This window comes from Embleya scabrispora DSM 41855, assembly GCF_000372745.1.
GTDB classification, from domain to species: Bacteria; Actinomycetota; Actinomycetes; order Streptomycetales; family Streptomycetaceae; genus Embleya; species Embleya scabrispora.
In genome coordinates this window covers 108,140-121,366 of the sequence record NZ_KB889662.1, presented here as the reverse complement: position 1 = coordinate 121,366, position 13,227 = coordinate 108,140, and the positions used below count along the sequence as shown (strand labels likewise).

The 13,227-nt window shown below is 71.2% G+C and carries 12 protein-coding genes; 7 read left to right on the top strand and 5 right to left on the bottom strand.

What is annotated here, in order from left to right:
- Positions 1-47: 47 nt before the first annotated feature.
- Positions 48-1,262 carry an amidohydrolase family protein gene (locus tag A3IC_RS0116945; protein WP_020551241.1) on the bottom strand — a complete coding sequence of 405 codons (1,215 nt, stop codon included), beginning with the start codon at positions 1,260-1,262 and terminating at the stop codon, positions 48-50.
- A gap of 192 nt (positions 1,263-1,454) precedes the next feature.
- Between A3IC_RS0116945 and A3IC_RS54910 the strand changes: the two genes are divergently transcribed.
- A complete protein-coding gene (locus tag A3IC_RS54910; protein ID WP_020551240.1) occupies positions 1,455-2,363 on the top strand; it encodes a LysR family transcriptional regulator in 909 nt (302 codons plus the stop codon).
- Between the two features lie 228 nt (positions 2,364-2,591).
- Here the strand turns inward: A3IC_RS54910 and A3IC_RS0116935 are convergent, their stop codons facing one another.
- Genes A3IC_RS0116935 through A3IC_RS0116925 form a run of 3 tightly spaced genes read right to left on the bottom strand, consistent with a single transcriptional unit; the run spans position 2,592 to position 4,629 of the window.
- Positions 2,592-3,365 (bottom strand): AIM24 family protein, encoded by a 774-nt coding sequence (locus A3IC_RS0116935; RefSeq protein ID WP_020551239.1) that lies wholly within the window; start codon positions 3,363-3,365, stop codon positions 2,592-2,594.
- The gene (locus A3IC_RS0116930; RefSeq protein WP_205354073.1) at positions 3,362-3,982 is read right to left on the bottom strand and encodes an AIM24 family protein; all 621 of its coding nucleotides are present in this window, start codon (positions 3,980-3,982) and stop codon (positions 3,362-3,364) included. Before A3IC_RS0116930 ends, A3IC_RS0116935 begins: the two co-directional genes overlap by 4 nt.
- A gap of 23 nt (positions 3,983-4,005) precedes the next feature.
- Positions 4,006-4,629 (bottom strand): AIM24 family protein, encoded by a 624-nt coding sequence (locus A3IC_RS0116925; RefSeq protein ID WP_020551237.1) that lies wholly within the window; start codon positions 4,627-4,629, stop codon positions 4,006-4,008.
- 211 nt (positions 4,630-4,840) lie between these two features.
- Between A3IC_RS0116925 and A3IC_RS0116920 the strand changes: the two genes are divergently transcribed.
- The 3 genes from A3IC_RS0116920 to A3IC_RS0116910 all read left to right on the top strand — a co-directional run bounded on the left by A3IC_RS0116920 (position 4,841) and on the right by A3IC_RS0116910 (position 7,910).
- Positions 4,841-5,701, top strand: a complete 861-nt coding sequence (locus tag A3IC_RS0116920) for an AAA family ATPase (protein ID WP_106668916.1) — start codon at positions 4,841-4,843, stop codon at positions 5,699-5,701.
- A 5-nt stretch (positions 5,702-5,706) separates the two neighbouring features.
- On the top strand, positions 5,707-7,110 hold the full coding sequence (locus A3IC_RS0116915; RefSeq protein WP_020551235.1) for a vWA domain-containing protein: 1,404 nt from the start codon (positions 5,707-5,709) through the stop codon (positions 7,108-7,110).
- Positions 7,111-7,247: 137 nt separating this feature from the next.
- Positions 7,248-7,910, top strand: a complete 663-nt coding sequence (locus A3IC_RS0116910; protein ID WP_020551234.1) for a class I SAM-dependent methyltransferase — start codon at positions 7,248-7,250, stop codon at positions 7,908-7,910.
- Positions 7,911-8,152: 242 nt separating this feature from the next.
- Here A3IC_RS0116910 and A3IC_RS0116905 read toward each other — a convergent pair whose 3' ends face one another.
- Entirely contained in the window at positions 8,153-8,620 is a 468-nt protein-coding gene (locus tag A3IC_RS0116905; RefSeq protein WP_020551233.1) for a YbaK/EbsC family protein, read from the bottom strand.
- Between the two features lie 41 nt (positions 8,621-8,661).
- Here A3IC_RS0116905 and A3IC_RS0116900 point away from each other — a divergent pair, with 41 nt between their 5' ends.
- The 3 genes from A3IC_RS0116900 (at position 8,662) to A3IC_RS0116890 (ending at position 13,206) form a co-directional block, all read left to right on the top strand.
- Positions 8,662-9,216 carry an NADPH-dependent FMN reductase gene (locus A3IC_RS0116900; RefSeq protein WP_040876743.1) on the top strand — a complete coding sequence of 185 codons (555 nt, stop codon included), beginning with the start codon at positions 8,662-8,664 and terminating at the stop codon, positions 9,214-9,216.
- Between the two features lie 165 nt (positions 9,217-9,381).
- Positions 9,382-11,511 carry an endonuclease/exonuclease/phosphatase family protein gene (locus tag A3IC_RS0116895; RefSeq protein WP_158695976.1) on the top strand — a complete coding sequence of 710 codons (2,130 nt, stop codon included), beginning with the start codon at positions 9,382-9,384 and terminating at the stop codon, positions 11,509-11,511.
- A gap of 201 nt (positions 11,512-11,712) precedes the next feature.
- Positions 11,713-13,206: an MFS transporter gene (locus A3IC_RS0116890; protein WP_079026490.1), complete on the top strand. Its 1,494-nt coding sequence runs from the start codon at positions 11,713-11,715 to the stop codon at positions 13,204-13,206.
- Positions 13,207-13,227 lie beyond the last annotated feature (21 nt).

Here is a 13,227-nt window from a genome sequence, read left to right as displayed (position 1 = left end):
CACCGCCGGCCGTGCCCGGGGGAGGGGGCGCGGCCGGCGGGGGCGGGTTACTTCGTGATTCCGAAGCGTTCCAGGCCGAAGGCCTTGATGGCGTTGGTGCGGAAGAGCTTGTCGCACTCGGCCTGGGTCAGGCCCGCCTTCGTGGCGATGTCGAAGGCGACCTTGTGGGTGTTCGGGAAGGTCGAGTCCGCGTGCGGGTAGTCGACCTCGAAGCAGATCTGGTCGATGCCGATCACGTCCCGGTTGCGCAGGCCGATCTCGTCGTCGAAGATGCAGCCGTAGATCCGGTCCTGGATGTACGAGCTGGGCTTTTGGGTCAGCGACGAGCCGAACGCGTTGTCGTCGCGCTCCTCCCACAGCTTGTCCGCGCGCTCCATCACGTACGGCATCCAGCCGACCTGGCCCTCGGCGTAGGCGATCTTCATCTTCGGGAAGCGGTCGAAGACGCCGGAGAAGATGTAGTCGACCATCGAGCCCATGGCGTTTTGGAAGGTCAGCACCGAGGAGACGATGAACGGCGCGTCCGGCGACGTGGACGGCATCTTCGAGGACGACCCGATGTGCATGCAGACGATCGTGTTCGTCTCCTCGCACGCCCGGAAGAACGGGTCCCAGAAGCGGTCCTTGTCGTGCACCGACGGCAGGCCCAGCGGGACCGGGTTCTCCGAGAAGGCGACCGCGAACGAACCCTTCGCCGCGCACCGGCGCACCTCCGCGGCGGCCAGGTTCGCGTCCCACAGCGGGATGATCGTCATCGGCAGCAGGCGGCCCTTGCCGTCGCCCGCGCACCACTCGTCGATCATCCAGTCGTTGTACGCCTGGACGCACAGCAGCGCGAGTTCCTTGTCCTCACGCTCGTAGAACGCCTGGCCACAGAAACGCGGCAGGATGTTCGGGAAGCACAGCGACGCGTCGACGTGGTTGGCGTCCATGTCCTTGAGCCGCTCGGACTGGATCCACGCACCCGGCCGGATGTCGTCGAAGGTGACCGGCGTCACGTCCAGCGTGTCGAAGCCGACCGCGGCCGAGAGCTTGGGGAACGGGTAGACCAGGTCGTCGTACAGCCACCAGTCGCACCACTCGCCGTCCTCGACGCCGCGCTCGTAGGAGAACACGCCGCCGATGAAGTTGAACTTCGCCTTGTCGCGCACCACGCGCGGGCCGCGGTCCTTGTACTTGGCGGGCAGTCGCGAGGTCCACAGGTCCGGGGGCTCCACCACGTGGTCGTCCACGGAGATGATGCGCGGGATCTCGAGCGTCATGGCCTGCTCCTTATTGCGACTCTTTGCGACTCTTTGCGACTCGACGCGACTCGTCGCGTCTGCGTGGGCCCGGCGGCGGTGGCCCCGCTTGCGACGCGTGGACCCTGCGCTACCCAGGAAACCCGCTGACGGGTCGTCAGCCAAGCCCCTGTTGTTGCTAACGTTATGCCGACACGGCATAGGTGGGTTTCCATGGAACTGCGTGACCTGAGATGTTTCCTGGCCGTCGCCGAGGAACGGCACTTCGGCCGCGCCGCAGCACGGCTGTATCTGTCCCAACCGATGGTCAGCAAGGCGGTGCGCCGCCTGGAGCAGCAGCTCGGGGCCCGGCTGGTGGACCGATCCTCGCTGCCGGTGGCGCTCACGCCGCTCGGCGAGGTGTTCCGCAGTCGGCTCGACGAGTCGCTGCGGGTGCTCGACGACGCGTGCGCGGAGGTGCGTCGGCGGGCCACCTGGGACGCCGGACAGGTGCGCGTGGGGTATACCTCGGGCCTGGGCCCCTCGCTCGTGTCGGCCGCGATCTCCGCGCTGCACATCCGCCACCCGGCGCTGCGTGTGCAGTGGACCAGCGAGCCGACGGCCCGTCAGGTGGCCGATGTGCGCGAGGGCGTCCTGGACGCGGGACTGGGCTGGCTGCCGGATCTGGGCCCGGGCTTCGAGTCCGCCCGGGTCGGTACGTTCGCGTTCGTCGCGCTGCTCCCGCAGGAGCACGCGCTCGCCGGGCGGCTGTCGGTGAACCTGCCCGAACTGGTCGGGTGCGGCGAGCCGATCGTGGTGTGGCCGCGCCAGCCGCACCCCAGGCTGTACTCGCGCGTCACCGAGGCGCTGCGGCGCTCGGGCGCGACCGAGATCGTCGAGGCGTACGGCAGCGTGGACGACGTGATCGCGCGGGTGGTGGACCGCCAAGGGGTGGGGCTGTCGCCGCGCGGATGGGCCCGGCAGCGCCCGGTCCGCGGGGTCGTCCAGGTGCCGCTGACGGGAGCACCGGACGTCGCGGTGACCGCGTTCTGGCGAGCCGACCAGGAGCACGAGGGGGTCGGCGTGCTGGTCCAACTGCTGCGCGAGGTGGCGGCGGACAGTGACTTGGCCGACCAGTTGTGAGCCGGTAGGCCCACCGCGTCGACCCGAGCGACCCGGTGTGCCCGGGCCGCCCGCCCGGCCGCAGCGCTCGACGCGACCCCCGCCGGGCCGGCACGGCGTCCCGCGCCCGACCCGCCCGGCGACTCACGCCCGCTCATCCGAAGCATTGGCGAGGCCCCTCACCGTCCCCGGTGAAGGGCCTCCCCACGTCAACGGCACGACCTTGTCGCCGGTTCCCGCCGCGCCGGTCTATTGCAGCAGACGTCCCAACCGACCCGGGATGTTCGGCAGTCCGGGAATCCCCGGCACGCCCTGCTGCCCACCGGGCGGCTGGTTGGCCGCCGCGGCCTGGGCCGGGATCAGGTTCGGGTCGATCGAGATCTCCGAGGACTGCATCAGCACCGTGCCGGCCCCGACGAAGTCGTACTGGTGCTCCTCGCCGGACGCGCCGCCGAGGCCGGTCAGCCGGCGCGCCATGCCCAGCGCGCCGCGCATGTACTTGGTGTCGAAGTGGTGGCACGGCGTCGGACAGTCCGCCCAGCCGAGCAGCGCCTCGGGGTCCACCCGGATCGGCGGCTCGACGAAGTGCACCGCGCCGTTGGAGGCGGCGACGAACTTGCCGGTGCCGATCAGCGTGACGAACCCGGGAACGATCGACTGCTTCAGGTCCAGGCCGGGCTGGAAGGCGAGCAGATTGGCGGCCCGGATGGTCAGGTTGCCCTGCTCCAGGTCGAACGAGTTGACGTCGAAGCCGCGGTCGGCGAGCAGCAACTGCCCCTTGCCCTGGGCGACGATCCAGTCCTGGATGTACAGCGGCGAGTTGAAGTTCGCGGTGACCAGCCGGTCGAGCGCGCCCACGCCCAGCGCCTCGAACTTGATCCGCCCGTAGTAGGCGATCATCTTGCCCTTCTGCACGAACCACTCGCCGTCGAGGGCCACACAGAAGGTGTACGGATTGACGTTGTCGTCCTGCGGCAGCGTTCGCGCGTCGAACACCGCAGGGCCGGAACCGGGGGCGGTCACAGCTTCTCCTCGCTCGCCTGGACGTAGACCGTGCCGGTGCCGGACAGCTCCAGCTGGAACGCCTCGCCGGAACCGCGCCCGATCACGTCGCGCCAACCCACGTTGGCGCCGATCCGGTTTTCGATGTGGCCCCGATGCGCCACGTACGCCTGCGGGTCGACGTGGATCGAGCGACCCGGCTGGACCGGCAGCTCGATCACGCCGCCGTGCGCGAGCACCCCGCACCAGCCGTGGCCGGTCAGCGTCGTGGTGAACAGTCCCTGGCCGGTCACCTGGCCGCGGATCATCCCGCGGACGCCGCCCTGTGCGCCCATGAACATGGTGCCCTGCTGCAACGAGTCCTCGAACACGAGCAGCCGGTCCGCCTCGACGTGCAGCGTGTCGCCGGTGATCTGGATCAGGTGCACGTGTCGGCCCGCGTGACCGAACATCACCGTGCCGTCACCCTCGGCCTTCATCAGCGGCACCGACTCGCCCGCCAGCCGCCGCCCGATCATCCCGCCGACGCCCTGCGCCCCCGTGGTGGTCGGGGTGAAGGACACCTCGCCGCGGTAGGCCAGCATCGCCCCGCGCAGGCAGTACAGCGTCTGCCCCGGTCGTACGGTGGCCTCGATCATCTTGGAGTTGACCTGGTCGAACGTCACGTCTGCCCCCCGATGGTCTGCCGCTCGGTGGGCTGTACGTAGACCAGCCCGTCGCCCTGGAAGCGCAACTGCACGCTCTCGCCGGACCCCTCGCCGATGAAGGTGCGCCAATTGACGTCCTTGACGAACTCCTTGCGCAGCTGCCCGGTGTGCGCGACATACGCCCCCGGGTCCACCGACAGTGGCTCGCCCTGCGACACCCGCAGCACGATGGCCGGCCCGTCGGAGGTGACCGCGACCGTGCCCTGGCCCGATACGGTCGTGGTGAACAGGCCCTGGCCGCTGGTCGCGCCGCTCAGGCCGGTGAACTCGGTGCCGGTGCGCAGACTCTGGTCGACGGCGAGCAGGTTGCTCGACTCCACGTGCAGCGTCTCGCCGGTCAGCTGGACGAGATTGATCTCGGTGGCCCGGTCGGCGAACCAGCAGGTGCCCTCACCGCTCACCTCCATGAGGGTCATGCCCTCACCCGTGAGCCGGCGGGTCACCATTCCGCGCAGCCCCTCACCCCCGCCGGACAGTCGTTTGAAGGACATCCGTCCGTCATAGGCGATCATCGTCCCGTTTCGGGCCTTGACCGCCTCTCCGTTCATGCCCACCGCGAGAACTCGCGTGCCATGCATCACAAAGGTCGCCACGATCGGGAAGCTAGCAGCGCGAGGCCGGTCGCCGGAGGGTGGAAACCCCTCATCTTGCCGGGGTTTTACCAGCGCCGGGGCAGCCACGCCGTTGCATACGCCACGCGCGCCTCTTGCTAGCTTGAGAGGCGGCCGGCGGCAACCCGGCGCGCCGCCCCGCCGCAGATCGCCCCGCGAGGAGTGCACCACCATGACGATGTTCGCCTCGCCCGAGGACGCCCGCACCCGGCTCGGAGCCGTCGACTACCTGACCGATCCCGGCATCGCGACCGCCGTCTTCCTGGCCGACGCGCTGGGCAAGCCGCTGTTGATCGAGGGCCCGGCGGGAGTCGGCAAGACCGAGCTGGCCAAGGCGGTCGCGGCGGCCGCGTCCGCCGAGCTGATCCGGTTGCAGTGCTACGAGGGCCTGGACGAGTCGCGCGCGCTGTACGAGTGGGACTACCGCAAGCAACTGCTGCGCATCCAGGCGGGCGTGGACGGGTGGGACGAGGCGCGGGCCGGGATCTTCGCCGAGGAGTTCCTGTTGGCCCGGCCGTTGCTCACCGCGATCCGCCGCGACGAGCCGACCGTGCTGCTGATCGACGAGACGGACAAGGCGGATGTCGAGGTCGAGGGGTTGCTGCTGGAGGTGCTCTCCGACTTCCAGGTCACCATCCCCGAGTTGGGCACGATCACCGCCTCGCGGCGCCCGTTCGTGGTGCTCACCTCGAATGCGACGCGCGAACTGAGCGAGGCGCTGAAGCGGCGCTGTCTGTACCTGTACATCGACTATCCGACGCCGGAGCGTGAGCGGGACATCGTGCTCACCCGGGTACCGGGAATCCGCGAGCAGCTCGCCGAGCAGGTGGTGCGCACCGTCGCGTCGCTGCGGGCCCTGGAGCTCAAGAAGGCGCCCTCGATCGCCGAGACCCTGGACTGGGCCCGGACGCTGATCGCGCTGGCGGCCGAGGAGTTGGACGAGGAAACGATAGCGAGCACGCTCGGTGTCGTGCTCAAGCACGCCTCCGACCACACGCGGGCCGCGAAGGAACTCGGCCTGCCCGGTATCGGCGGCTGACGCCGATGTCCCTCCTCGACCGCCACGTCGGCTTCGTCCGGGCGCTGCGACACGGCGGATTGCCGGTGTCGCTCGCCGAAGGACTGGACGCGGCCCGTGCGTTGACCGTGCTCGACCTCACGGACCGGGAGACACTGCGGGCCGCCTACGCGGCGTCGCTGTGCAAGCGGCACACTCACCGGGCGGTCTTTGACACGCTGTTCGAGCTGTGGTTCCCGGTGGGCGCGGCGGCGCGGGCCGACGCCGACCCGGTCGGAGCGGCGACCGGCGAGCGGCCGGACGGCGCGGCCGAGGGCGGGGCGAGTGCGGACGCCGCCGACGCCGAGGTCTTCCGCGATCGGTTGCGGGAACTCCTGCTCGGTGAGGACGACATCGCCCTGCGCCGGTTGGCGCGTGAGGCGGTCGGGCGGTTCGGTGCCTTCGACGGGCCCTCGGGAGCCTCGTGGTCCGCGCACATGGTCGGTCGCGCGCTCGACCCGCGGACGCTGATGGCGGGTCTGCTGCGCGCGGTCCTCGGCGGGCGACTCCCGGGCGGGGTGGCCGAACGCAACGCGCGGCGGATGATCCAGGCCCGGGTGGACCGGCTGAACGAGCACATCCTCTCCGACGTGCGTCGCCGGCTCGCCGAGGAACGCGGCATCGAGCGGGTCGCCGAGACCGCGGTCAAACCGGCCGTGGAGAATCTGGACATCCTGCGCGCGAGCCGGACCGATCTGATCGCGCTGCGCCGGGAGATCCAACCGCTCGCGCAGCGCCTGGCCACCCGGCTGACCATCCGGCAACGGGCGGGCCGGCACGGTCGCCTGGACTTTCGCCGGACGGTCCGCGCGTCGTTGTCCACGGGTGGCGTGCCCCTGACCACCCATCACCGTCCGCGCCGGCCGCACAAGCCCGAACTGGTGGTGTTGTGCGACGCGAGCGAGTCGGTCTCCTCCTTCGCCCACTTCACCCTGATGCTCGCCTACGCGCTGCGTGAACAGTTCGCCCGGGTACGGGCGTTCGCGTTCATCGACACGGTGGACGAGGTGACCCGATTCTTCGAGCAGCCGGGTGGCGACGTCACCGAGGCGATGCGCCGGTTGACCGCCGAGGCGAATCTGGTGCGGTTGAGCGGACACAGCGACTACGGACACGCGTTCAACGTCTTCGTGCGGCGCTATGGCGACGTGATCGGCCCGAAGTCCTCGCTGCTGATTCTGGGCGACGCGCGGAACAACTACCAGGACCCGGCCCTGACGGCCCTCGCGGCGATGGTGACGCCGGCCCGCCACGCGTGGTGGCTCAATCCCGAGCCGGAGCGGGACTGGGACACCGGTGACTCGATCGCCGGTGTGTACGGCCGGCAGATCTCCATGATCGAGTGCCGCAACCTGACCCAGCTGGGTCGATTCATCGGCGAGTTGGCCTGACCACGGCAGAAGCCGACGCACGACCGAGGGAAAGTCGTACACCCCTCCGGCGGGTGTGGACGTGGCCGGTTCGTCGTCGCCGACTCGCCGACTCGAAGCCGGCGAAGGGCCGGGCCCGATCTGGCAGGCTCGACCCCATGGACCGGGATCGGATCGCCGTGGACTACTGGGACAACGCCTATGCGGGCGGGATGTACGCGGACGTCGGGCCCGATGCGTTCGTGGACCGCATCCTGGCGGTCGCCGCGCCGGGCACCTCGGGCGTGGAGATCGGCTGTGGCAACGGTCGCAACCTGATTCCGTTGACCCGCGCCGGCCTCGACCTGGTCGGCGTCGACCCCTCCCGTACGGCCCTGGACCAACTCGCCACCCGGGCACCGCAATTGACGCTCGTGCACGGCACCCAGGAGGATCTGCCGCCCGGTCGGCGCTACGACCTGGTGATCGGCATCCAGGTGCACCAGCACGGTACTCGCACCGACGCTCGCGCGCTCCTGCGCGGCTCGCTGGCCCGGGTCGCGCCCGGCGGCCTGTTCGCGCTGCGGACCGCCTCCGCCGACACCGAGGCGGTCGAGGCGCACGAGCTGCTGGACGCCGGCGCGGACGGCGGTCGGACCTTCCGCTACCTGGCGGGCTTCAAGGCCGGCCTCACCGTGCACTATTACGGGCGACGCGAACTGGAGGCGCTGCTTCGTGACTTCGAGCCGGTGCTGCCGTTGCGCGCGGAGCACACCGAGCGCCGCGATCCGCCGCCGGGGGTCTGGGCGCACTGGGAGACCATCGTGCGCAGGCCGGTGTGAGGACCGGTCCCGCCACGGACCGGCGCGGAGCAGGTGGGCATCGCCCTTGCGGGGGCGAGCGACCTGGACTGGAGATCATCGGGATGCGATCGACCACGAAGGAGCCTGTCATGACGGTGACCGCCGAGCGGGGGCCGGCACGGCGGAGGGATTCGCCGCGATCACCGCGTCCGAGGACATGAAGGAGGGCGTCGCCGCGTTCCTGGCCAAGCGGGCACCGCGGTGGACCGGCCGCTGACCCGTTACGCCTCCACGTCCGCGGCTCGACCACCGGTCATCCGCAACAATTCCGCGTACGTGGTCGGATACATGTGGTTGTGGTCGCCGGCGCCGGCCCAGATCACGTCGTGCTTGGCCAGCCAGGTGTCGACCAGGGTGCGGATCCGATGCGGGTGGCCGACCGGGGCCACCCCGCCCACCTCCTGGCCGGTCGCGGAGAGCACGAAGGCCGGGTCGGCGCGGCGCATCTTGCGGATGCCGAGGAGTCGGGAGACCACCCGCGTGTCCACCCGATGTGCCCCACTGGTGATCACCAGCAGCGGTTGGCCGTCGGCGGAGAACACCAGACTGTTGGCGATCGCGCCCACGTCGCAGCCCAGTACCTCGGCGGCGGCTGCCGCGGTCGGCACCGTCTCGGTGAATTCCCGGATCTCTCCCGTGGCATCGAGCGCACGCAGCGCCTCGGCGACCTTCTCGACCGGCGTGTTCATGACGTGAGGGTAATGCTTTCGCGGTGCTACCTTGACCGGCCATGACAGCGAATCGTCGGGTGCTCTTGATCAGTGGGTCGCTTCGCGCGGAGTCCACCAACTCCGCGCTGGTCCGGACCGCACGGGAGGTCGCGCCGTCCGGCGTGGACGCGGTCGTGTTCGACGGGCTCGGTCGGTTGCCGCACTTCAATCCGGACGAGGACCACGAGCCGCTGCCGCCGGCCGTCGTGGAGCTGCGGGCCGCGATCGACGCCGCCGACGCGGTGCTGTTGTCCACTCCCGAGTACGCCGGCGCGCTGCCCGGGTCGTTCAAGAACCTGCTCGACTGGACCGTCGGCGGCGTGGAGACCAGCGAGAAGCCGGTGGCCTGGATCAATGCCTCCGCCAACCCGGGCGGCGCGGCCAAGGCACACCAGTCGCTGCGTGTCGTGCTCGGCTACACCGGAGCCGACGTGGTCGACGCGGCCTGCGTACACGTGGGCGTGGCCCGCGACGCGGTGGGCCCGGACGGCCTGATCGCCGACCCCGACGTACGCAAGGGCATCACCGCCGCCTTGACCGCACTCGCCGAGGCGATCCGCGTGACCCACCCCTGAGCACGGCCGTTCCGCCTCGCCCGGACGGCCGCCGCGACGTGCTCCGTCGGTCCTCGGCGGCCCGCCGAGCCACTCGCAGGATTGGCTGATCGATCGTCAAGAGTGGCCTCCCGAAGCGTGTTTCGCCGCTCTATGCTGACCCCGCCATCGAGACGGGGGTTGCGCGTGCCTGTGATCGCGATCGCTCTGGGGATCGTCTTTCTGGTCGACATCCTGCGGGTGTGGTTGCCCTCTCTGATCACCGTGTACGGGGATGCCGGGGCCACGCCCGCCGAACAACTGGGCCTGTTCGCGCTCGCCTGGTTCGCGGTCGCGTTCGCGGCGGTGCCGCTGTGCCGGCGGGTCGGTGGGCGGCCGGTCGCGGTTGCGGCCGGGGTGGCGATGGTGATGGTGCGGCTGTGGTTGCAGTTCACCGACGGCGGTGACGCGCAGCTCTACCTCGCCTGTCTGGCGCTGGTCGCCGCGTTGTGCTGGCTGATCGCGGTGGCGCACACCGGCTGGGACGCGGGTGTCGGGGTCGTGGCCGGTGCGGCGGTGGCGGTGGCGCTGCACGCGGGGCTGGGCACGCTGGATCCGATGTGGCTTCAGGTCTGGCGCGGCTGGGCCGTACTGGGCACGCTCGCCGTGGTGTTCGTGGCCGCGCAGGTGTGGATCGCGCCGCCGGTGGTCCCCACGCCGCAGCCGGTCCTGTGGTCCGTGCTCGGGCCCGTGCTGTTCCTCACCGGCGTGTTGTTCGGCAACGTCGGCGTCGCGCACGCGGCGGCCGGTGAGCCGCGCTGGGGTGTACCGGTCCTGGTCGGCGCGTGGGCCCTCGCGGTGCCGGTGTCGCGGCTGCGCGGCGCGTGGGTGTTGCCGCTCGGCCTGGTGTTCCTGGTGGCCGGCGTGGTCGGCGCGGGCTACCTGGAGACGAGCGCGCACGAGGGGATCGTCGGCCTGGCGCCGAGCGGCGCGGCCGGTTGGCAGGCGCTGGGGGCGCTCGGCGTGGGCCTGGTCCTGGGCGACGCCGCCGGGCGCGGGCGACCCGCCGTGCGCTGGGCGCCGGCCTGGAGCATGGTCGGCTTCTTCGCGCTGACCTTCCTGCACTACGCCCGCTACGACGTCGAGATCGGCGGGTTGGCCCGCGGCCGGGTGCTGCTCCTGGGCGTGCTCGCGCTCGCGGTGCCGGCGGGCCTGGCGGCGGTGCGGGACGGGCGCGCCCCCGCTCCGGCCGAATCCGCGCCCGCGCCCGCGCGCGCCCGAGGCCGGACGGTCGCGCACAGTGGTGGGCACGGCGGGACCCGGTCCGACGTCCCGCTCGGCGGTCGGCCCCGCGCCGGTCGGGGCGCGCAACGACCCGGTCGACGGCCCGACACGCGTCCCGGCGCCAAACCCGCGCCCGCTCGTGCGGGCAGCCGGCCGGGTACGCCCGCCGCGCCCGCGGCCGGCGCTGCCGGAGCCCGCAAGGCGGATCGGCTCAGGGACGTCCCGCCGCCCCCATCCTGGGCCGAGCGGGTGCACGCCTCGCCGGCCCTGGCGACCGTGTTCCCCGTACTGATCGCGCTCGCCGCGTTCGGGCTGCGGCCGGCCGCCGGATCGGCACCGGTGTCGGACGCGGCGGCGGGGACGTTGCGGGTGGTCACGTACAACATCCGGATGGGCTTCGGCGTGGACGGTCGCTTCGACCCGGACCGCACGGCGGACACGATCCGGGCGCTGAAGCCGGACGTGCTGGTGCTGAACGAGGTGGACCGGGCCTGGTTCCTCAACGGCGGCCACGACGTGCTGACGCTGCTCGCCCGGCGGCTCGACCTGCCGTACCGGTTCGCACCCGCCGCCGATCCGCAGTGGGGCGACGCGGTGCTCACTCGCAAGCCGATCCGGCACCTGGAGTCGATCAAGCTGCCGGCGGGTGGTGCGCCGACCGGTGCGCAGGCTCTCGGCGTGGTCATCGAGGCGGCGCCCGGCAAGTCGATCGCCGTGGTGTCCACACATCTTCAGGACGCGGACGACGAGGTGCCTCGGGCACAGGCCGAACGCGCCGCGGAGTTCGCCGCGCGAATGGGCGCTTCGGCGCCGGTGGTGGTACTCGGCGACATGAACGCGACGATCGACAGCCCGCAAATGAAGGCGTTCACCGGGCGCGGACTCGTGGACGGACTGGCCCGTGCCCGCCCGATCCGAACCTACCCCGCAGACAAGCCGAACAAGGAGATCGACCAGGTCCTGGTCGACACCAGGCTGCGCGTCGCCGCCGTCGACTCCCCACCATCGAACGCATCCGACCACCTCCCGGTCGCGGTGACCCTCATGTACTGACGCGCCTGTGCCCAATCGCAATCGCCCAGGCACTCGTCGAGCCCACGCCATCGCAACGGCCTGGGTCGCTCAAAGCGCGCGGCGAGCCACGCCAATCAGCCCGCCCGGCGTTTGCGGGCACCGGGCCGGAGGCCGGCTCGGGCCGCAAGACGCGAGCGCACGGCGCCGGGGTCACCCGCGCGGCGGCCTTGCCATCGCCCGATGTGGGCACCGTCCTTCGGATGGCCACCGTCATGGGTGGCTCCGAAGGAGGGGCGTGGGACGGTGTCCGAGCGCGACGAGCCCGACCCGCGTCGCTGGCAGGCGCTCGCGGTCTGTCTGATCGCGGGGTTCATCACGTTGCTCGACGTGTCCATCGTCAACGTCGCGCTGCCGTCCATCCGCGCGGGCCTCGGCGCGAGCGTGAGCGAAATCCAGTGGGTGCTGTCCGGCTACGCGCTGACCTTCGGACTCGCCCTGGTACCGGCCGGCCGGATCGGCGACGCGCGCGGTCGCCGGATGATGTTCATGACCGGCCTGGCCCTGTTCACCGGTGCCAGTGCCTTGTGCGGCGCGGCGCAGACGTCCCAGTGGCTGGTGCTGGCCCGGCTCCTCCAGGGCATCGCGGGAGGCATCCTCACGCCGCAGGTGTCCGCGCTGATCCAGCAGATGTTCTCCGGTCGCGAACGCGGCCGCGCGTTCGGCATGTTCGGCACCGTGATCGGTATCTCCACGGCCGTGGGCCCGTTGCTCGGCGGCCTGATCATCAAGGTGTTCGGCGCCGACGAGGGTTGGCGCTGGGTGTTCTACGTCAACCTCCCGATCGGCATCGTCGCCTTCGTGCTGGCCCTGCGGCTGTTGCCCGGTCCCGACCACGAGAGCCGGGCCTGCCTGCGCGATCTGGATCCGGTCGGTGTGTTGCTGCTCGGCTCCGGCGTGGTGTTTCTGCTGCTGCCGCTGGTCGAGGAGCGCCAGTGGAAGGGTCCCGCCAAGTGGCTGTTGGTGCCGGTCGCGGCGGTGTTCTTCGTCGTCTTCGTCCTGTGGGAGATCGGCCAGGGCCGGCGCGGCCGCAAACCGTTGGTCGACCTGGCGCTGTTCAAGGTCCGCTCGTACACGCTCGGCCTGTTGGTGATGTTGTTCTACTTCGCCGGGTTCACCTCGATTTTCTTCGTCTTCACCCTCTACCTCCAGTCCGGGCTGGGCTACAGCGCGCTGCTCGCGGGCCTGGCGATCACCCCGTTCGCGCTCGGTTCGGCGGTCGGCGCGTCGATCGGCGGGCGCCTGGTGAACCGGTTCGGCCACGCGCTGGTGACCGGTGGGTTGCTGATGGTCGCGGTGGGTCTGGTCGCCGCGATCCTGACCGTGTTCGAGGTGCCGGGGCACCAGGTGGGCTGGGTACTGGTGCCGCCGCTGCTGTGTGCGGGACTGGGCAGTGGACTGGTGATCTCGCCCAACCAGACGCTGACCCTGGCCGAGGTGCCGCCCGTGCAGGGCGGCGCCGCCGGCGGGGTGTTGCAGACCGGGCAGCGGATCGGCTCGGCGATGGGGATCGCGGCGGTCGGGTCGGTCTTCTTCTCCCGGCTGGCCGCCGACCAGGGCCGGGACTGGGCCGCGCCGCTGCGCCAGGGACTGATGGTCTCGGTGGGCTTCGTGCTCGCCGCGTTCGTGGTCGCCTTCCTGGACCTGCGCAAGGGTCGTACCCTGATGCCCCGATAGCGCGGCGGCGCCCGGGGGACG

What these genes read in the sequence shown, in the direction of transcription:
- A3IC_RS0116945 (WP_020551241.1), bottom strand. Translation starts at nt 1,262, where the DNA reads ATGACGCTCGAGATCCCGCGCATCATCTCCGTGGACGACCACGTGGTG.
- A3IC_RS54910 (WP_020551240.1), top strand. Translation starts at nt 1,455, where the DNA reads ATGGAACTGCGTGACCTGAGATGTTTCCTGGCCGTCGCCGAGGAACGG.
- A3IC_RS0116930 (WP_205354073.1), bottom strand. Translation starts at nt 3,982, where the DNA reads ATGATCGAGGCCACCGTACGACCGGGGCAGACGCTGTACTGCCTGCGC.
- A3IC_RS0116925 (WP_020551237.1), bottom strand. Translation starts at nt 4,629, where the DNA reads ATGCATGGCACGCGAGTTCTCGCGGTGGGCATGAACGGAGAGGCGGTC.
- A3IC_RS0116920 (WP_106668916.1), top strand. Translation starts at nt 4,841, where the DNA reads ATGTTCGCCTCGCCCGAGGACGCCCGCACCCGGCTCGGAGCCGTCGAC.
- A3IC_RS0116915 (WP_020551235.1), top strand. Translation starts at nt 5,707, where the DNA reads ATGTCCCTCCTCGACCGCCACGTCGGCTTCGTCCGGGCGCTGCGACAC.
- A3IC_RS0116910 (WP_020551234.1), top strand. Translation starts at nt 7,248, where the DNA reads ATGGACCGGGATCGGATCGCCGTGGACTACTGGGACAACGCCTATGCG.
- A3IC_RS0116905 (WP_020551233.1), bottom strand. Translation starts at nt 8,620, where the DNA reads ATGAACACGCCGGTCGAGAAGGTCGCCGAGGCGCTGCGTGCGCTCGAT.
- A3IC_RS0116900 (WP_040876743.1), top strand. Translation starts at nt 8,662, where the DNA reads ATGACAGCGAATCGTCGGGTGCTCTTGATCAGTGGGTCGCTTCGCGCG.
- A3IC_RS0116890 (WP_079026490.1), top strand. Translation starts at nt 11,713, where the DNA reads ATGTGGGCACCGTCCTTCGGATGGCCACCGTCATGGGTGGCTCCGAAG.